Source organism: Sphingobium sp. B2 (assembly GCF_007693735.1).
Taxonomy (GTDB): Bacteria; Pseudomonadota; Alphaproteobacteria; order Sphingomonadales; family Sphingomonadaceae; genus Sphingobium; species Sphingobium xenophagum.
This window is the reverse complement of sequence record NZ_VDBZ01000001.1, coordinates 3,152,333-3,171,086: the sequence shown is the minus strand read 5'-3', so window position 1 is coordinate 3,171,086 and position 18,754 is coordinate 3,152,333. Positions and strand designations below refer to the sequence as shown.

The window sequence follows — 18,754 nt, the reverse complement described above, 5'->3', positions numbered from 1 at the left end:
TAAAAATCATTGCATATGTCTAGTTCAGTGTCGGTTTAAGCGCACCCGCGGCGGGCAATCGCGACAGATTGTCCGCCGCTGCCTTCCCCGCCGCTGTCGTCGGCGCCAGCCTGACCGCGCGCTGCCAGGCCGAGCGCGCGACATCGTCATGCTGTGTCAGCACCGCGATATTGCCTTCCTCCAGCGCCACCGACGCATCGTCAGGCGACAGTTGCACGGCACGGGCAATATGCGCCTGTGCCAAGGCCATCTCGCCCGACCGCCGCGCCAGCGTCGCCGACAGCAGCCAGCCGAGCGGGTCTCCTGGGGCCTGCGCGAGCGCCACATCCAGTGATTCGCGTGCCGCGGCGCTATCGCCCAGCGCCACCAGCGCCCGCGCCCGATCGAGATGCACTTCGCCTTTCTCAAGTCCATCCGGCAGCCCACGCGCCAGCGCCGCATCGAAATCCTGCCGCGCCTTGGCCGGATCACCACTGGCCAGTGCCGCATTGCCCGCCTGCGCCCACAGCCGCGCGCTCTGCGCCATTTCGGCGCTGCGCTCCGCTTCCTCGGCTGCCTGCTCGAACGCGACGATCGCAGGGCCCCAGCGCTCGGCGCGGGCATAGGCAAAGCCCATGCAATGCCGCGCATAGAAACTGCCGCCGTCGATCCGCCACTTCTGGGCAAAGGCGACGCCTGCATCGGGCGCTTCGATCGCCTGATCCAGGCAGGCCTGAAAAGGTGCGGCATATTTGGCCGGAACCGGAATCCGTCCATCCTCCCGCGCCGCTGCTGGCTTGGGGGCCGCAGCCGTCGCAGCCGCCGCTGCTTCCTGCTTCTCCTTCCGGCTGCGGTTCATCACCGCCTCGATTTCCGGGTCATAGCCTTGCGCAAGGAACAGGAGCGGCAGGAAAAAGGGCATCAGAGACTATCCAGCAGGCTGGCGACGGTGCGGATCAGCAGGGCGATGTCGCTGTCGCGGGAAAGGCGGTGGTCGCCGTCCTTAACCAGCAGCGTCTGCACATCGGATGAACGCGCCTGCGCCGCGATCCGCAGCGCCGTTTCCCAGGGCACAGCATCGTCGCACTGCCCGTGCAGCAACCGCACCGGACAGTCGATGGCGATCGGTCCACCCAGCAGCCGCGACGCCTGCCCCGATTCCCAGAAGCCCCGCGTCGTCACATAGGGCTGGTCACTATAGGGCGTTGGCTCCTCGATCCGCCCCTCGGTCATCAGCAACGCCTTGTCCGCCTCGGTAAAGCCCCAGTCCGTAAAATCCGGCGCTGCGGCGATGCCCACCAGTCCCGCCATCCGCTCTGGCCGCGCCAGCGCCACCAGCAATGCCAGCCAGCCGCCCATGGACGATCCCACCAGCACCATCGGCCCTTCGACCAGCGCATCGACCAGCAACAGCACATCGTCCCGCCAACTGGCCAGCGTGCCATCCTCGAACCGCCCGTCGCTGGCCCCGCACCCGGCATAGTCTAGCCGCAACATCGCGCGCCCGCTGCGCGCCGCCCAAGCGTCCAGCGCGATCGCCTTGCCCCCTTCCATGTCGGACATATAGCCCGGCAAAAAGACGATCGTCGGCCCCGCGCCACCCCGCTGACGATAGGCAAGGCGCACCCCGTCAGGCCGGGTAAACAGGGCGGGCGGTACGAAATCGGCATGGGTCATGGCGGGGCATCCTGTCAGGCAAAGGGCTTGATCGCCCATAACCCGGCTTTTTGCCCAAGCCACAAAAATTATCCGCTTTCCTGCGTTGACAGCCCCAAGGCCAGCGGCTAGTTGCGCGCTCCTACCCCGTGCCCAGATGGCGGAATTGGTAGACGCACCAGCTTCAGGTGCTGGCGATCGCAAGGTCGTGGAGGTTCGAGTCCTCTTCTGGGCACCATTTGTTCTTCCGGAGCAGTCCGCATAGATTGAAAAAACCGCTGAATTCAGCGGTTTTTTTGTGTCTGACGTCCATCGGTTTCCACTGGTGGATTTGGGAATTTAGGGTAGCTGAGGGTATCTTTGCGGGTATCGGCCAACAGGGCCGCAGGAGATACCCTCATGGCACTTTCATTCCTCGCATTGTCCAAGGCAAAGCCGAGAGACAAGCCCTACAAGCTCGCGGACGGGCATGGTCTTTATCTGTTGGTGACGCCACAAGGCGGTCGCTACTGGCGCATGAATTATCGCTTCGATGGCAGAGCCAAGACGATGGCGATGGGCGTCTTCCCGTTGATCACCTTGGCGGAGGCGCGAGAGAAAAGAGAGGAGGCCCGCAGGCTCCTAGCGGCCGGATCGGATCCCACCGCAACGCGAAAGGAAATTGAAGCTCAGGAAGCCTTCGAGGCGACTACTGGTTTTCGCACCGTTGCCGAGGAGTGGCTCGCCAAGCGAGAACGGGAAGGACTTGGGGATGTCACCATCGGCAAGATCAAATGGCTTCTCGAATTTGCCTACCCCAGCCTCGGCGATCGCAAGATGAGCGAGATCACGAGCATGGAACTTCTTGCTGTTTTGCGGGAGGTCGAAGGGCGAGGCCGACATGAAACTGCCAGACGACTGAGGAGTGTCTGCGGCAGAGTATTTCGTTACGCAATCGCAACAGGAAGGGCGGAGCATGATCTCTCCGCCAATCTTCGCGACGCCCTGACTACACCAAGGGTGAAGCATCTGGCTGCCATCACCAACAGTCAACAGGTCGGGCCGCTGATGCGTGCGATTGACGGTTTTGATGGTCATGCGGTGACAAGAGCCGCCTTGCGGCTGGCTCCGCATGTTTTTGTCCGTCCTGGCGAATTGCGCCATGCCGAATGGTTGGAGATCGATTTCGACAAGGCGTTATGGTCGATTCCGGCGGAAAAAATGAAGATGCGGCGCCCACATCGCGTCCCGCTTTCGCGGCAATCCCTTGCCATCCTGTCTTCCATCAGGGAGGTCACCGGAACGGGTAAATATGTGTTTCCCGGCTTTCAGTCCATAAAGCGGCCCATGTCCGAAAATGCGTTGAACGGCGCCCTTCGACGGTTGGGCTATTCAGGCGATGAAATGACGAGTCACGGCTTTCGAGCCATGGCGAGCACATTGCTCAACGAGATGGGTAAGTGGCATCCTGATGCAATTGAACGGCAGTTGGCGCACGCTGAGGCAGACGCGGTTCGGCGAGCTTATGCGCGCGGAGAATATTGGGACGAGCGAATAGCGATGATGCAGGCCTGGTCGGACTATCTGGATGGTGCGGCCATCAAGTAGGGTAAAGGACGCCTTTCGAACCGGCGCGCGGCGGTGTCTTATGCGGCACTGCGCTAAACCGCTGGTTTCGAAGGCGTTCGCAACGACGACAAAGTTATTATCGCGTCGCCCCTGTCGCAGCAGCGGTTAAGAACACAGTAAGCGTCCGGCCTTGGGCGTGTTGCGCGGTCCGCCCCTGTTGGCGAGGGAGGGTCGATAGGAGTCTCCTTCTGGACTCCATAAGGAGATCAGGAGATGGGCCGGATCGAGGTCATCACCCGCACGGAACGCCGCCGTAAATATTCTCCCGCTGAGCGGGATGCCATCATGCGGGAGGCTGATGCGCCGGATGTCACAGTGCGCGAGGTGGCGAAGCGGCATGATATAGCCGAGAGCCTGATCTATAGCTGGCGGACAGCACGACGGCAGGCGGAGAAGATCGCCAGCGAGCCGCTGACTTTCATCTCATATGGGGCCGTGCCCGAGGGTGCTGTCGCCACTGTTCCCGCTGCACGGCCGCCGGCACGTCCTGAGCCGGTTCCGACGATGCCGGTGATGGAAGAGTTGACCCGTCCACATCCCGGCGCACGCCCTGGCGAGATCGGGATAGACCTGCCCAGCGGCGTTCGTCTGTCGGTGGATAGCTATGTGAACGAGAAGGCGCTCGCCCGCGTGTTGCGGACCTTGCGGGATATTTCATGATCTCATTGGCACCGGGCACGAAGGTCTATCTCGCGAGCAAGCCCGTCAGCATGCGCCTGGGGTTCGACGGTCTGGCGGCGCTGGTGCGACCGCTGTTCGCGGTCGAGCCTTACTGCGGTCACGTCTTCCTGTTCCGCAGCAGGAGCGGCAACTATCTCAAGGCGCTGCACTGGGACGGCTCGGGCATATGCCTGTTCGCCAAGCGTCTGGAGCGGCATCGTTTCGTATGGCCGCCGCTTGTCGAGGGCGGCGTAGTGCTGACCCCGGCGCAGTTTGCACTGCTGATCGAGGCGATGGATTAGCGGCGAACCATCGCCCCGGAAGCGCCGCGTCTGCCGGTACAGATGTAGGCATAAAGTGACGTAAAACCGGGCATTTTCCTTGGTCTGCATGGGCCATTTTGCTATGGGGAACCGTGTCCGCCGACGAGATAAACCTTCCTGCCGATCCCGATGCATTGCGCGCGCTTTTCGCCGATATGCAGGCGCGTATCGCTGCCTCGGAACAGGCGCTGGAAGCCGAGCGGACAGCCCATGAGGCGACCCGTAACGCGGTCAAGCTGACCACGCTCCAGATCGAGAAGCTCAAGGTTCAGCTATCCCGCCTACGGCGGATGAAGTTCGGCCAGTCGTCCGAGCGGATCACCGAGATGGCGGATCAACTGGAACTGACGCTGGAGGATCTCGAAGCAGAACATGCCCATGCCGCATGTGCCGTCGGGGATATGTTTCCAACAGAGGAACGTCCATCGACGGCTCGCAAGCCGAAGCGCCTGCCATTGCCCGACCATCTGCCGCGCGACGAGACGGTGCATGCCGCACCCGACGTCGATGGCTGCTCCGCCTGCGGCGCCACCATGGGCAAGCTGGGCGAGGACGTGACCGAGGTGCTGGAGTATGTGCCCGGTCGTTTCCGCGTCGTGCGCCATGTTCGCCCCAAGCTGGCCTGCGGGCGCTGCGATGCGATCAGCCAGGCACCGGCTCCAGCCTTGCCGATCCCGCGTGGCAGGGCTGGTCCGAACCTGCTGGCGCATGTGGTCATATCGAAGTTTGCTGACCATCTGCCGCTTTACCGGCAGTCACGCATCTATGCCCGTGAGGGTGTCGACCTCAGCCGTTCAACCCTGGCCGACTGGCTGGGACAGGTCAGTTGGCTGTTGCAGCCGCTGGTCGACCGCATCGCCGATCATTTCATGGCCAGCCCCAAGCTCCATGCCGACGATACGCCCGTGCCGGTATTGGCGCCGGGCACCGGCAAGACTGCAACAGGACGATTATGGGTCTATCTGCGCGACAATCGACGATGGCGACCGAGCGATAAGCCCGCAGCGCTGTTTCGCTACAGCCCGGATCGCAAGGGCGAGCGTCCGCGCGAACATCTCAAGACATTCGTGGGATTCCTGCAAGCCGACGCCTATGCTGGGTTCGAGCGCCTCTATGCGCCCGACCGTCAGCCGGGGCTAATAACGCCTGTCGCCTGCTGGGCACATGCGCGGCGGAAGCTGCACGATGTCTACAAGGCCGATCCGCATTCCGTCGCGGCAGAGGGGCTGAAGCTCATCCGCGAGCTTTACGATGTCGAGCGTGGGATCGACTGCGATCCTGCCGATGACCGCCGGAAGACACGCAAGCTGTCTCGGCTGCGGGCGCTGGATTTCTTCGCATGGGCCGACGGCGTGCTGGGGCAGATTTCAGCACGGTCTCCGTTGGCCGAAGCGCTGCGCTATGCCGTGAAGCTTAAGCTGCAACTGCTGGCCTACACCGAGGACGGGCGGTTGGAGATCGACAACAACCTCGCGGAGAACGCCCTACGCGGCATAGCCGTGGGCCGGAAGAACTGGCTTTTCGCGGGTGCCGGCTGCGGCGGGGAGCGCGCCGCTGCGATCTACTCACTGCTGGAGACGGCCAAGCTCAACAATGTGAACCCGCAGGCTTGGCTGGCCGATGTGCTCGACCGGATCGGCAAGGGCCATCCCATCAATAAGGTCGATGAGTTGCTGCCTTGGAACTGGCCGCCCTTATGCGGGTAGCCGCATTTCGCAGCTCGCCATATGTCCTAGATCTCCTCGCCATTCCAATATTCCAGCTTCAGCGAGGTCGGCCAACCGAGATCCCAAGACAAGATCGCTTGTTTGATAAATGCCCTCTAAAAAGAAGTCACCGAGCACTCCAGCCACAATTCTCGCCATCTTTTGCCATTCCGGTGTCGCATGCTCCAATAGGGCTGCATCGAAATGCTCAAGCGGCGCAGACATCAACCCGGCGTCGCCCAGGATACGCAGAGGGGCATTCTCCGCTTGAAGTTGTAGCCACAAGCCCAAGCTACGCGCCCGTCGCCCCGCCGATAGAGGTTCTGCCTTATCGAGATATTCAGTCATGCTTTCGGGATCGAGTAGGCTGAGGCGCGGCACATCAAGGATCTGACACTCCTTGTCCGCCATATGCGACAGCCACCACAAAAAGCCGGCAGCACTATGCGCGCTGTCTGGAGAAATCCACGCAATGGGGGGCTTACTTGCCTCCATCGAGGCACTCAGGACGGGCAAGCTATCCTCGAAAATCTTCTGCCAGTCAGAATAGCCCAATTCATTCTCGACCCATTGAGCGCGTGCATTAGCATCGTCCCTGTCTATGGGGCCAAAACTGAAATCATCATATGGCGCAACGACAATTCCTTCTCGGCCGGCAACCTCCAGCGCTTGTTGCAAAGTTCCTGCTGCGGAACGCCCAAAGACAACGTGAAGCTGAGAGTTTTCTGAAGTCATCCGGTCAGCCTAATGGATGAAGCACCAAACCGCTATGATCGTGCCCCAAGGCGTGGTGTAGGTTCGCTGGCGGTAGTCACAGCGACCTCCGGCTAAGCCGGGATGATCAAGCTGCCATGGCAGGCAACGTGATGATGGGATTATCGCTTAAACCTAAGACGCTCTCAAGTGTCATATAGCGGCAGCGTTGGACGGCCCATTCATCATTTTGTTCCAATAGGATAGCCCCGACAAGTCGTGTGATTGCCTCTTCGTTGGGGAAGATGCCGACGACATCGGTGCGCCGCTTGATCTCGCCATTGAGCCGCTCGATCGGATTGTTGCTGTGGAGCTTTGTGCGATGCTGGGCCGGGAACGTCATATAGGCCAGCACATCTTCTTGAGCACTATCCATGAGAGCAGCCAGCTTTGGCACGGTTGGCCTGAGCTGATCAGCTACACTGCGCCATTGGGCCTTTGCAGCCTCCGGAGTTTCCTGAGCGAAGGCGGTGGCGATAAAAGCTGATACGACCCGGCGTCCGCTCTTGCCGGCATGGGCCAGCGCATTGCGCATAAAATGAACCCGGCATCGCTGGCAGGTGGCGCTGAACACTTTGGCGACGGAAGCCTTTATGCCTTCGTGGGAATCGGAGATCACCAGCTTCACGCCGCGCAGACCGCGACGAGCAAGGCTGCGTAGAAAGTCGGTCCAGAAGACCTCCGCTTCGGAATGACCGATCGCCATGCCGAGCACTTCGCGCCGGCCATCGCTGTTGACGCCAACGGCGATGATGACGGCGACCGAGACAATGCGACCGGCCCGCCGCACTTTGATGTAGGTCGCGTCCATCCACAGGTAGGGCCAGTCGCCTTCAATCGGACGATCGAGAAAAGCCTTCACGCGTTCATCGATCTCCACGCACAGACGGCTAACCTGGCTCTTTGAGATACCGCTCATCCCCATGGCCTTCACCAAATCGTCGACCGAGCGGGTTGAAATGCCTTGGATATAGGCTTCCTGAATGACGGCCGTCAGCGCTTTCTCCGCCAAGCGACGGGGCTCCAGGAACCCGGGAAAATATGTTCCCTTGCGCAGCTTGGGGATCCGCAGCTCGACCGTGCCTGCTCGCGTCTCCCAGTCCCGATCCCGATAGCCGTTCCGCTGTGCCAGGCGCTCACGATCTTTCTCACCATAGGCAGCGCCGGTCACACTGCCCACTTCCAGTTCCATCAGCCGCTGCGCGGCAAAGCCGATCATGTCGCGTAGAAAATCGCCATCGGCTGTCTTCCCAACCAAGGCGTGCAGGTCCATCTTGTCATTGGTCATCGGTGGTCTCCGTAAGTTGAGCTTCGCAACTCCAACTTATCCGAAGTTCACCGATGACCACCCGCGAAACTGACCGGCCGCTACAGCGCTTTATCGATGAGCGCGCGTCCGGTCAGCTTCGCTAACCCTCAAAACCTACACCACCACCAGGGACACGACCACCGCTATCACGCAAACGGTCCACAGCGGACGCTTACAGAACACAATTGAAATGGTCGGGGTGTGAGCTAATTCGCCTCCTACCCGAGCGGTTCCGATTTTGTTGACAATGTTCCTGTTTTGTTCAATATCGGATCATCGATTTTATCCTCTTTGCGAGGGTCACGTATTGACCTTCGAAAGGGCTTAGGCTTTGATGGCGAGCTAGAGGGACACTGGTGCAACCCACATTTTGGAATATGAGTGATCGCGCTGATCCTATATCGGCGCCTTTGGACGCGGTCTTGGAGCTTGGTGCTTACGAGGCTCTTTGGTCGGCCCATAATGCTAGCTTCAAGAGCCTAGCAGAGACGTTCCGAAAAGCGCCAGGTGCCCGTCCCTCTGACTTGGTACCGGAGGCTGAAGCTCGGGCGTTGGGTGCGCGTGTTATCGAGAAGCTCCGTGCGAGGACAAGCAACCGTTTCGATGTTCGCGTTTACGGTGAGTGGGAGTATCCGGAGCGCCTACGCGACGCCACCGATCCGATCGAGCTGTTCTATTTCCAAGGCAATTGGGCGCTGGCTGCTCAACCGGGCGTCGCAGTTGTCGGAACTCGCAAGCCAACGGAAGAGGGGAGGGCGCGAGCCACCTTTCTCGCCAAGCGGCTGACACAAGATGGGATCACGGTCGTTTCAGGCTTGGCCGAAGGTATCGATACTGCAGCACATCAGGGCGCTATCGATAATGGCGGGCAGACGATTGCCGTGATCGGCACGCCCTTGGGACAAGCCTATCCGAAAGCCAATGCCGCGCTCCAAGATCAGATTGCCAGGGAATATCTTCTGATCAGCCCGATCCCAGTCGAGCGGTATGATGCTCAGAATTTCCGGACTAACCGCTTCTTCTTCCCTGAACGGAACAAGGTGATGTCAGCACTCACGAACGCTACCATCATAGTTGAAGCCGGAGAGACATCAGGGACCCTCGTCCAGGCTCGCGAAGCGCTTCGGCAGGGCCGAAAACTCCTTATCATGAAGAGCTGCTTCGAGCGCGATGACATAACATGGCCTGCTCGGTTCGAAAAAGACGGGGCAATCCGGGTAGACAGTTATGACGACGTCCGACGGCAGTTGGTTAGGTAAGCTCCGGAAGATTACCGACCTCGAGAGAGGCGACCATCATCACCTCACGGCGGATGATGACTGCTATTTTGTTGGTGAATATACGTCCGGTGCAGGATTTTCTCACAGTTCTACAAATCAGCTAGTGCTCAATCTCAAAAAGAAGCCCAGCACTCGTGGAACTTATCAGTGGAAGTATAAGGGACAGGCCATTCTCAAGGCTGCTGCCGCTCTCGCCAATGGCATCAACATGAATGCCCTAAACGCTGTCGCGTTCGTACCGATTCCACCGTCAAAGCTGCCGAACGATCCGGAGTATGATGATCGCATGTCGCAAGTGGTGCGCGCAATCCATCGTGACGTCGATCTTCGAGAATTGATATATCTGGCCGCTCCACGCGCAGCCGCACATCAAAACGATACCGCGCGAGACCCGGTGGCCCTGCAGGCCCAACTCAGCTTACGCACGGAGCACTTTGCAAACCTTCCACAGATCGTTTTCCTAGTTGACGACATGTTAACGACCGGCTGCAGCTTCAGAGCCTGCAAAGATATGATCCTATCTAAGTTGCCCAACACCAAGGTGATCGGCCTTTTCGTTGCGAGGCGAATTATCGATCATTCGTGGGCCTTCGGTGATTTGACCGACCTAGAAGACCTGTAAAGTGCTTGCAACACGCCTCAAATGAGGATGCATGCGACCGCTGTGATCTCAAGTAAGGTTTCGGTCAAACCTCCAGCCTATTCGATATCTCGCTGAATGAGCCGTTTGTACGCCGCGCCTCAGGCTATCTGCTCCTGTGTCAGCGTCATCGCGGAACGATCCTGTCGACGGCAACAATATCATGGCCTTCCCGCACGCCCTCGATACGCACATGGCGGCCCAGAAGATGCTCTTGCCTGCCCAGGGCCAGAAGCCGCCATTGCCCACCGTCGGCCATTTGCAGGATAAGCTGGCGGCCTTCCTGCATCAGCAGGCCTTCCAATATGACGGGGCGGTATCTGGCCATGGGCTGATGATCCTTGGCTATGCCGGGGGCGGGTCAGGCTGCTTTGGCAGGTTCGGCATTCAGAGCTTGAAGACATTATCCCGGTGCCAGGCCAGGAAATGGGGGTGTGGCCGGTCCGCTGCGCGAATTGGAAGAGTGGCGCGGCGGCTCTTGTTGATGAGGCCGGTTATGCTGTCCGTGTCATTGGCCTGACGAGAGATCATGATGTCGAGATCGTCCGAGAGGCTGATCAGCCCCCGGTCGAACATCCAGTGGACGGTGCCGGACAGGGCAATACCGTTCTGGACGCTATCAGGGCCATTGGCTTCGACCGGGCGGATATGCGCGGCTTCGGCTTCCGCGCGGCCGCCACCATTGATGAGTTTGAGGCCGGTAATGGCGCAGCGCTCGTCATAGGCGCGCAGCACGACCCGGCGGAAAACACGGTCGCGCTCGATCCTGGAAACGAGTGTTGTCGTGCGGCGGCGTTCCTGTTCGGCGAGGAAGGGCATGGCCCCGTCCTGGAAGAGGGGCGGCATCAGGTCATCGACGCGTGGCAGGAGGGGGGCACGCTCGTCCAGGCCGAGATCGAGAATATGGTTGAAGTCGGCGGCCGAAATGGGGCGCACCGCTGCCTGGGCGCGGCCGGAAATCTTTCCGGCGTCGTTAAGGAGGCCGCGCTCCGCCAGGCCGTCGGGACCGTTGAAGGGCACGGCGTTGGCAAATTCAAGATAGCTGCCCGGTTCGATCATGGCGATATACATGCCGGGCGCCTGGGGATCGGGAATGACCTGGCCGACTTTGGCGACAGCAAAATAGCCGCGGGTGCCGCTGACCTTGACCGGCTCGTAATAGACGATCCAGTCGTCGAGGCAGGCAGAGACGCGGCCAAGATATTGGGACGGGAACTGATAGCGCTCGGCCGGGCTGTCGTCGTAGATCGAATCCGACCGATGAATGAAAACGCCAAAGGCCATGGCCTTGTTATCCCCCCGATGCGGTATCAGCCGCAATATCGACCATGGCCCGGTTAGTGGGGACCAAGCAAGGGATAGCTGTTTTGCTTGGGGGTTTTCCGGGCGTCCCCTCTGGGCCGCGCTCTATTCCGCTTCCGCTCCACCGAGCCAGCTTGGCCTGTCTCGGCCCTTGCGGGTTCTGATCGCTGACGCGCGACCCTGAAGGATCGCTGGCGGACATCGCTTGTCGGCGATGGCGTGGTCCGGACCCGGACGAGCGGTGTGGGCGTGGCTTCCCTCTAGGCCCGTCGCGGCGGGCGGCAAGCCGGCCGGTGGCACGGCTCCTTCACTAATGTTGCGGTCCTGCGGCTGCAGCCCGCCGCTTATCCGGGCCTGCCGGTGCGCTCTTGCCGCCCACCCCGATTTCCGGGGCCGGTGTTTGGCAAGGAGTACGGACCATGGAACTCAAGCATATCGATATCGCCTGCCTCTCGATCTCGCCTGCGAACATGCGCGGCGTTAAGAAGGTGCCGGACCTGACCAACATCCTTTCGTCCGTTCGGGCGCGGGGCGTCTTGGTCCCGTTGATCGTTCGGCAGAATGGCAGCCCTACCACCTATGAAATTGTCGCGGGCAAGCGGCGTTATCATGCCGCGCTGATCGTCGCGCAGGAGGAGGGGAGCGTTGAACCGCTGCCCTGCGCGATCATGGAGGCGGGCGACGACGCGGCGGCGCTGGAAGCATCGCTGATCGAGAATATCGCCCGGCTCGATCCCGACGAGGTGACGCGGTGGGAGACGTTCACGCGGCTGGTCAAGGAGGGCCGGTCGCCTGAGGATATTTCGCTGACCTTTGGATTGACCGCCTTGCAGGTGAAGCGGACGCTGGCACTGGGCAACCTGCTGCCCCGCATCCGCAATCTTTATCGCAGCGACAATATCGACGCCGTGACCGTGCGGCATCTGACCTTGGCGTCAAAGGCCCGGCAGCGTGAATGGCTGGCGTTGCTGGACAACGAGGATGCGCGTCCGCCTATGGGCCATTATGTGAAAGCTTGGCTGCTGGGCGGCAGCGCCATTGCGACCGATAAGGCACTGTTCGATCCGGCCGATTATAAGGGCGGGATCGTGGCCGACCTGTTCGGCGATCATAGCTATTTCGCCGATGCCGATCTGTTCTGGCAGATGCAGGAGGCGGCGGTTGCCGAGCGCGTCGAGGGCTATCGTGATGCCGGGTGGCTGGACGTTGCCGTCATGGCGCGGGGCGAGGCTTTTCATGCGTGGGAGCATGAGCGTTGCCCCAAGGCCAAGGGCGGGCGGGTCTATATCAGCATGGGTCATGGCGGCGATGTCAGTTTCCATGAAGGCTATGTGACCCTCAAGGAGGCGCGGAAGCTGGAACAGGGCGGCAGCGTTGAGAAGGCGGTTCGGCCCGAACTGTCCGCGCCACTGGCCAGCTATGTCGATCTCCATCGCCATGCCGCCGTGCGCGCGAAGGTCGGGACGGCCCCTGCCATCGCTTTGCGGTTAATGGTTGCCCATGTCATTGCCGGATCGTCGCTATGGCGGGTCGATGTGACCTCGCAGCGGGGGCCAAGCGATGCGATCACGCAGAGCGTCGAGAATTGCACGTCGGAAGCGGATTTCGACAGGGAGCGACGGATCGCCCTCGACTTGCTTGGTCTTGATCCCGACACGCCGACCGTGACCGGCCATGCTTATGATCGGGAGCTGATCCCGCTCTATTTGCGGCTGCTCGAACTCGACGACGCCATGGTGCTGGGCATTCTCGCCATTGTCATGGGCGAAACGCTGGAAGCCGGGTCGGCGCTGGTCGAATTGCTGGGCGTCCAGATGGCCGTGGAAATGACGTCCTGCTGGCAGGCCGATGACGCTTTGCTTGATCTTATCCGCGACCGGGAGGTGATGGGGCATGTCCTTGCCGATGTCGCAGGCAAAGAAGCCGCAACCGGCAATGGTGGTGCAACGGCCAAGGTGCAGCGGCAGATCGTGCGGGACTGTCTTGCCGGGACCAGTGGGCGGGAGAAGCGGGACGGCTGGGTGCCGCGCTGGATGGCCTTTCCGCCGTCCACCTATACCCAGCGGGGCGGGGTTGGCAGCGTCGAGCGGTGGGAGGCGGTTGCGCCGTTTATCGAGCCACAGGACGAGGGGGAGCCGGAGGAGGGTGCCGCCGACGCGACAGACACCAGCGATGAAGAGGTGATCTCCAGCGAGGACGAACCGGTCCAGCAAGCAGCCTGATCCAAAACCTTGCAGGCGGCGGTAGTACGCCGCCTGCTTTCCCACTTGTGGGAGCGGCGGACGAGCCGGTGGAAATTTGGCGCCGGTCGGCTTCGCCGCCCGGCGTCATTGTTTGCGGGACAATTCGGGGGATGCGGAGCGCTGCGAAAGGCAGCGCGAAGGGTTCGGCAGCGGTCATCGCGCAATCGGCACGATGGCGTTGGATCATTGTCTGATCGGCCTGTCGGCGCGGCGGGGGTGGGCGTCGCTACCCTCTAGTCCCCCCGCGGCGGGTCGCAAGTCGGGCTTCGCGCCAACTCCTCCACATCCGTTGCGGCCCTTGCGGGTGCGGCCCGCCTCTGTCGGGGCGCCTGCCGGTTCGCTCCTGCCGCCCACCCCCGCCACTCCGGCGGCCGGTGCGATGCGGGAAGGAGAAAGGTCATGGGACATCACGACAAGTCCACGCGCGCCGGCGCGACCCTCTATAGCGAAGTGACAGACCGGATCATCGCGCAACTGGAGGAAGGCACGCTGCCATGGGTGCGGCCATGGGATAATGGCAAGGCCGCGCTGGGCCTGCCGCGCAACGGCGGGACCGGCAGGCGCTATTCGGGGATCAATGTGCTAATCCTGTGGCACCGCCTGTTCGAGCAGGGCTATGGTTCGCAGCGCTGGCTGACCTACCGGCAGGCGCAGGCATTGGGCGGCAATGTGCGCAAGGGGGAGCAGGGCACGACCGTCTGCTATGCCGACAGGTTTACGCCCAAAGATCAGGACCATGTGCCCACCGGGCCGGATGGCGAACCGCGACAGATTGCTTTCCTCAAACGCTTTACCGTGTTCAATCTCGACCAGTGCGAGGGGCTGGACGTGGCAGCATCGGCTGACACCATTGCGACATGGAATCCGGCCGTTGCCATCCCGCGCGCGGAGACGCTGATCGAGGCGACCGGCGCGGATATCCGTATCGGCGGCGGGGAAGCCTATTATGCCCCGCAAGACGACTATATCCGTGTGCCCCGGCCCGAACATTTTCATGAACCCATCAACTGGTATCGCACCGCGCTGCATGAGCTGGGGCACTGGACCGGCCATCGTTCGCGGCTCGACCGACTGCCCGATACCGGTTTTGGCAGTCCCGCCTATGCGCGCGAGGAACTGATCGCCGAAATGGCCAGCGCCTTCCTGTGCGCCGAACTCGGCATTGTGCCGACCGTGCGCCATGCCGATTATCTGGGCGCATGGCTGTCTGTCCTGCGCGAAGACAGCAAGGCGATCTTCCGCGCCGCCAGTCAGGCCAGCAAGGCCGCCGACTATCTACTGAACTTCATCAGGGACGCAGGAGGCGATGATGACGACGCCCGATGATGACCAACAGGCCAAGGCGCTGGCTGCAATCGAGAAACTGCCACCCAAGGCATATATGGTCTTTTTCGCCAGTCAGGTGGAGGGGCTCACCTATGTCGAGATTGCGCAGAGGGAGGGCATGTCGCTTGAAGAGGTGCAAGATCACATGCTCGAGGCCATCCGGATCATCGTCCGCGAAATGCAATAACATGCTAAATCGCCTTGCCGACTTTCAGGGCTTGGCAAGGCGATGATTTGCCGCGATTCTGCGCGGCATCATGAAGAGGCTCGACGACCCGGAAATAAAATTGCCCGACGGCAAGCGTCGGGAGCTTGGTCATGTCGTCGACATCATCAGGGAGGGCTTTGCCAAGGCCATCCGCCACCGCACCCAGCCGCGCTTTCGCAATGGGCAGATTCTCAAGATCATCCTGTTTGGCAGCTATGCGCGCGGCGACTGGGTCGAGGATCCGGTGGGGCGTTACTTCTCCGACTACGACATTCTCGTCATCGTCGATCATGAAGACCTGACCGACATTGCGGAATTCTGGACAAAGACCGAGGAGCGGCTGCTGGAGGAACTGGCCGAGGGTATGCGGCTGCGTACCCCGGTCGGGCTGGTCTATCACAGCCTTGACGATGTGAACGAAAAGCTGCGCCTTGGCCGCTACTTCTTCATGGATATTTTGCGCGACGGCATCCTGCTGCATGAAGAGCCCGGCCATCCTTTCGTGGAGCCCAAGCGGCTATCGGCAGGGGAAGCGCTCAAGGAGACGCGGGACTATTTCGAGGAATGGTTCGATAGCGCAGGAAAAGCACTCAAGGGTGCGCGCTTTTATAGCGGTGAGGGCGATTTAAAGGACGCCGCATTCCTTTTCCATCAAGCGACCGAGCGCCTCTACCACTGCATCTTTCTTGTGCGGACCCTGTACAGCCCCAAGACCCATAATCTGAACCGGCTGCGCGCCCAGACAGAACAGCTCGAACCCCAGCTGCGCGCCATCTGGCCGACCGACAGCAAGTTCGAAAAGCGCGCCTATAATCTGTTGCGCGAGGCCTATATCAAGGCGCGCTATTCCCGCGAATATGTCATCACCGCCGAGGAACTGGACTGGCTGGCCAGTCGCGTCGCGATGCTGCAGGCGATGGTTGGGGCGCTGTGCAGCGCCCGGATCGCGGAACTGGAAGCATCGCTCAGCCCATCACATAGGTCTTGAGCGCCCGCAGGTCGCGGGTGATCCATTTGGCGTCCCGCGCGAAATCCTCGTCGGTCATGCCGGGCTGCCGAAACAGCGTCAGCATGACCTCCGCCCCATCGCCATTGGCGATAACGCGCAGGGGAATATGGACCTCCTGTCCATCCCCTGTCTCGACCACATGGTCCATCACCCCATAGTCATTATAGGGCGTGAAGCGGATCGTGACCGGACCCTCCGGGCCATCGGCGATCCACCCGGTTCCACCCCGGCGAAGATCGGATTCGGTGAGGCCAGACGCCCATTTGGGGAATATCTCGGGCCGCCAGATCGCCTCATACAGGACCTGCCAGTTGCGATCGATCGATATGCTGTAGGTACGCGCGGCCAGCATGATGCTCTCTCCTGATTGGAGCGGGCGCTGTATCGGCATGATCGCCCTATGTCATGCCGGCAGAAGAATCGCGATGGCCAATGGATCGAAATCGGGACTGGCCCGTTTCTCATCATACCCCCCGGCGCCGATCCTTCCCCCCTGGATCGGCGCCATTTTCATGTCCGCCAGCAATCGCCGACTCTTGCCGGGCGGCAATAGTCGATGGCGAGGACCGATCCCCAGGACATGCGGGGATACATGATCCTCGCAAAACGGCAGGCGTTTCAAAGCGTGGCAGATGTGCAGTCACCGATTCGCGGCGTTGGGTAGGATCGCCTGATTCGACCGGCCTTTTGGGGCCGCCCAGGCTATTTTGATGCGGGCGCATTCGCAGGCTCATGCGAAGTCGGGACGCATGCCCTGTGGGCAAAATGTAATGCACCGTACGCACGGGTGCTGCGAGAAAATTACACAACAAAATCAGTACATTGAACGGATTTTGGCAGACATCTCCGTTGGCACTGTTTGGTGCCGTTGACGCCGATTGGCAGCCAAAAAAATTCAAGTCATTGATTTTCCTTGGCAACATTTGACGCCCCCACCAATTTTTTGACTTCCTTGGCTGCCGCGGCATCCCACCCTTTACCAACGGCAGACAGCGGCATACATTTCCTCTGCTTCATCACGCAGGCCAGGCATCCAAATGATAGGATAGCTTATGGCTAGAATTACGATACGGCTTGAAGATGATCTCCATGATCAGCTCCTTTACCGGGCTGCGCGTGCAGGAATGCCCTGTGCTTCCATGATTCGGCTCATGCTCAGGAAGCTCGCACTGCCGGAAACCACGTTCAGGATGTTGCGCACGCCGGGCGAGGAGTTGCTTGTCGCCGTCCTCCAGATGCGGGAACTCATCCACGTTGATCTAGCCCGGCGATCGCCGGAGACGCTCGAGCTGGGCATGGACTGCGCGAAAGCGGTCCTGCGGGATCATGGTCTGCTCGAAGAGGGGTGAGCTGAAAGGCGCCTTCCTTTCGCAGGGAAGGGCCGAGCGACATTCTTTTCCTCGAAATGACACCTTCGCCTATTCGCCGGATCGATCCGGCTACCCCTTATTTAGCAGGATGACCATCACATGGTTCACATCATCAAGACACGCCGAAAGTCGCAAATTCCTCCTGTTGAGGCTGATGAGGCTCTGCGGATCGACAAAACTGAAACTCTTACGGTTCGTATCCCGGAAGCGGTGCGCATGACAGGGATCGGCCGGTCCAAGCTGTATGAACTGATACAGTCCGGCGACATCGGCATCGTGAAGATCGGCGCTTCGACACTCATACCGGTAGACAGCTTGCGGGATCTGATCGCTCGAAACAGGCGGCAGTAAGATATCCGGTGCGGTGAGCAACTGCTGGCCCACCAGTTCGCCAGTCTGGGTCGCCGGCGCACGATTTGTGACCGGCAACCTTTGGGACTTGTACGAACCCGCTGCGCGGGATTGGCGCCGGGATCTAATGTCATGCTGATCATGCTGGCGATGCGACTGGCTTGAGCGGGGGCGAGCACAGGCAGACCCTATCGACTCCTTCAACTGAGGAGTCGAACGATAAACACCTCCACCATGATGATGCCCGTCCGGACATTGCGTGAGCGCATGGCCGAAGACATGGACCTGCGCCGTTTGTCACGCGCCACGCAGCGCAACTACCTGCGGGATGTGGCGCGCTTTGCCATGTGGCTTGGCCGTCCGCCCGATACTGCGAGCGGTGAAGAGCTGCGGCAGTTCCAGCTCGACCAACGGGAAGCAGGGCTAGGCGGGCCGACGCTGAACAGCATCGTGTCTGCGCTGCGGTTCTTCTACACGCATACGATCGACCGCCCCGACCTGACCCGCAAGCTCTACCGGGTGAAGCATCCACGATCATTGCCGACCGTGCTCAGCCGCGAGGAAGTGACGCGGATGCTGGGAGCGACCACCAGCCTCAAGCATCAGGCCATCCTGTCCGTCGCCTATGGGGCCGGTCTGCGCGCCTCGGAGGTTGCCAAACTCAGGGTCAGCGATGTCGATGGCGAACGCATCTTGCTCCGGGTGGAATGCGGCAAAGGTGGTGGCCATCGCAATGCCATGCTCCCGAAATATCTGCTGACTCTCTTGCGTGCGTGGTGGAAGGAGGGCCGGGATCAGAGCGTCATGCACCGCGATGGCTGGCTGTTCCCGGGGCAGCACTATCTCAAGCCTATCTGTTACCGACAGGTGCATCGTATCGCGGCCGAGGCGGCACGCGCCGCCGGCATCACGAAGCGTGTCGGGCCACATACGTTGCGACACAGCTTCGCCACTCATCTGCTTGAAGACGGGATCGATACCATGCCAAAGCAGATATATCTCGCCGATTTGCCAGGCAACGCCGCCCACGC

Annotated in this window: 20 protein-coding genes and 1 tRNA gene; 14 read left to right on the top strand and 7 right to left on the bottom strand. The window is 60.9% G+C overall.

Annotated elements, in window-relative coordinates:
* Positions 1-19: 19 nt before the first annotated feature.
* Entirely contained in the window at positions 20-901 is an 882-nt protein-coding gene (locus tag FE851_RS15465) for a tetratricopeptide repeat protein (RefSeq protein WP_145203831.1), read from the bottom strand.
* Complete coding sequence (locus FE851_RS15460; RefSeq protein ID WP_145203828.1) at positions 901-1,656, bottom strand: alpha/beta fold hydrolase; 756 nt, start codon at positions 1,654-1,656, stop codon at positions 901-903. The genes FE851_RS15465 and FE851_RS15460 overlap by 1 nt, the downstream gene beginning before the upstream one ends.
* A 130-nt stretch (positions 1,657-1,786) precedes the next feature.
* Between FE851_RS15460 and FE851_RS15455 the strand changes: the two genes are divergently transcribed.
* The 5 genes from FE851_RS15455 to tnpC all read left to right on the top strand — a co-directional run bounded on the left by FE851_RS15455 (position 1,787) and on the right by tnpC (position 5,932).
* A tRNA-Leu gene (locus tag FE851_RS15455) sits at positions 1,787-1,873 on the top strand.
* Between the two features lie 161 nt (positions 1,874-2,034).
* Positions 2,035-3,222: a tyrosine-type recombinase/integrase gene (locus FE851_RS15450; protein WP_145203824.1), complete on the top strand. Its 1,188-nt coding sequence runs from the start codon at positions 2,035-2,037 to the stop codon at positions 3,220-3,222.
* Between the two features lie 234 nt (positions 3,223-3,456).
* A complete protein-coding gene (gene tnpA / locus FE851_RS15445) occupies positions 3,457-3,903 on the top strand; it encodes an IS66-like element accessory protein TnpA (RefSeq protein WP_145203821.1) in 447 nt (148 codons plus the stop codon).
* Positions 3,900-4,205: an IS66 family insertion sequence element accessory protein TnpB gene (gene tnpB, locus FE851_RS15440; protein ID WP_145203818.1), complete on the top strand. Its 306-nt coding sequence runs from the start codon at positions 3,900-3,902 to the stop codon at positions 4,203-4,205. The genes tnpA and tnpB overlap by 4 nt, the downstream gene beginning before the upstream one ends.
* Before the next feature lie 113 nt (positions 4,206-4,318).
* Complete coding sequence (gene tnpC, locus FE851_RS15435; RefSeq protein WP_145203815.1) at positions 4,319-5,932, top strand: IS66 family transposase; 1,614 nt, start codon at positions 4,319-4,321, stop codon at positions 5,930-5,932.
* On the opposite strand, the gene FE851_RS15430 is transcribed toward tnpC, so the two are convergent.
* Together FE851_RS15430 and FE851_RS15425 are read right to left on the bottom strand one after the other, a co-directional pair.
* Complete coding sequence (locus tag FE851_RS15430) at positions 5,921-6,667, bottom strand: DUF3658 domain-containing protein (RefSeq protein ID WP_145203812.1); 747 nt, start codon at positions 6,665-6,667, stop codon at positions 5,921-5,923. The two genes, tnpC and FE851_RS15430, sit on opposite strands and share 12 nt — an antisense overlap.
* A gap of 106 nt (positions 6,668-6,773) precedes the next feature.
* Positions 6,774-7,973 carry an IS256 family transposase gene (locus FE851_RS15425; RefSeq protein WP_145203809.1) on the bottom strand — a complete coding sequence of 400 codons (1,200 nt, stop codon included), beginning with the start codon at positions 7,971-7,973 and terminating at the stop codon, positions 6,774-6,776.
* A 443-nt stretch (positions 7,974-8,416) separates the two neighbouring features.
* On the opposite strand from FE851_RS15425, the gene FE851_RS15420 reads away from it, so the two are divergent.
* A complete protein-coding gene (locus FE851_RS15420; RefSeq protein WP_261370959.1) occupies positions 8,417-9,253 on the top strand; it encodes a DNA-processing protein DprA in 837 nt (278 codons plus the stop codon).
* Positions 9,222-9,896, top strand: coding sequence for a phosphoribosyltransferase (locus tag FE851_RS15415; protein ID WP_145203803.1), 675 nt, complete (start codon positions 9,222-9,224; stop codon positions 9,894-9,896). Before FE851_RS15420 ends, FE851_RS15415 begins: the two co-directional genes overlap by 32 nt.
* 145 nt (positions 9,897-10,041) lie before the next feature.
* Here FE851_RS15415 and FE851_RS15410 read toward each other — a convergent pair whose 3' ends face one another.
* Both FE851_RS15410 and FE851_RS15405 read right to left on the bottom strand, forming a co-directional pair.
* Entirely contained in the window at positions 10,042-10,242 is a 201-nt protein-coding gene (locus tag FE851_RS15410) for a DUF5818 domain-containing protein (RefSeq protein WP_145203800.1), read from the bottom strand.
* A 59-nt stretch (positions 10,243-10,301) separates the two neighbouring features.
* Positions 10,302-11,198 carry an HNH endonuclease gene (locus FE851_RS15405; RefSeq protein ID WP_145203797.1) on the bottom strand — a complete coding sequence of 299 codons (897 nt, stop codon included), beginning with the start codon at positions 11,196-11,198 and terminating at the stop codon, positions 10,302-10,304.
* A 437-nt stretch (positions 11,199-11,635) separates the two neighbouring features.
* On the opposite strand from FE851_RS15405, the gene FE851_RS15400 reads away from it, so the two are divergent.
* The 4 genes from FE851_RS15400 to FE851_RS15385 all read left to right on the top strand — a co-directional run bounded on the left by FE851_RS15400 (position 11,636) and on the right by FE851_RS15385 (position 15,981).
* Complete coding sequence (locus FE851_RS15400) at positions 11,636-13,438, top strand: ParB/RepB/Spo0J family partition protein (RefSeq protein WP_145203794.1); 1,803 nt, start codon at positions 11,636-11,638, stop codon at positions 13,436-13,438.
* A 420-nt stretch (positions 13,439-13,858) separates the two neighbouring features.
* Positions 13,859-14,785 (top strand): ArdC family protein, encoded by a 927-nt coding sequence (locus FE851_RS15395; RefSeq protein ID WP_145203791.1) that lies wholly within the window; start codon positions 13,859-13,861, stop codon positions 14,783-14,785.
* Positions 14,769-14,972, top strand: a complete 204-nt coding sequence (locus tag FE851_RS15390) for a sigma factor-like helix-turn-helix DNA-binding protein (RefSeq protein ID WP_186378837.1) — start codon at positions 14,769-14,771, stop codon at positions 14,970-14,972. Before FE851_RS15395 ends, FE851_RS15390 begins: the two co-directional genes overlap by 17 nt.
* 70 nt (positions 14,973-15,042) lie before the next feature.
* Positions 15,043-15,981, top strand: coding sequence for a HEPN domain-containing protein (locus FE851_RS15385; RefSeq protein ID WP_145203786.1), 939 nt, complete (start codon positions 15,043-15,045; stop codon positions 15,979-15,981).
* Here the strand turns inward: FE851_RS15385 and FE851_RS15380 are convergent.
* The gene (locus tag FE851_RS15380) at positions 15,959-16,354 is read right to left on the bottom strand and encodes a polyketide cyclase (protein ID WP_145203783.1); all 396 of its coding nucleotides are present in this window, start codon (positions 16,352-16,354) and stop codon (positions 15,959-15,961) included. The genes FE851_RS15385 and FE851_RS15380 overlap by 23 nt on opposite strands.
* 799 nt (positions 16,355-17,153) lie before the next feature.
* On the opposite strand from FE851_RS15380, the gene FE851_RS15375 reads away from it, so the two are divergent.
* The 3 genes from FE851_RS15375 to FE851_RS15365 form a co-directional block, all read left to right on the top strand.
* The gene (locus tag FE851_RS15375) at positions 17,154-17,351 is read left to right on the top strand and encodes a hypothetical protein (protein WP_145203780.1); all 198 of its coding nucleotides are present in this window, start codon (positions 17,154-17,156) and stop codon (positions 17,349-17,351) included.
* Positions 17,352-17,471: 120 nt separating this feature from the next.
* Positions 17,472-17,723: a helix-turn-helix domain-containing protein gene (locus FE851_RS15370; protein WP_145203777.1), complete on the top strand. Its 252-nt coding sequence runs from the start codon at positions 17,472-17,474 to the stop codon at positions 17,721-17,723.
* Between the two features lie 267 nt (positions 17,724-17,990).
* On the top strand, positions 17,991-18,754 hold a 764-nt coding region (locus FE851_RS15365; protein WP_261370958.1), incomplete at its 3' end, for a tyrosine-type recombinase/integrase.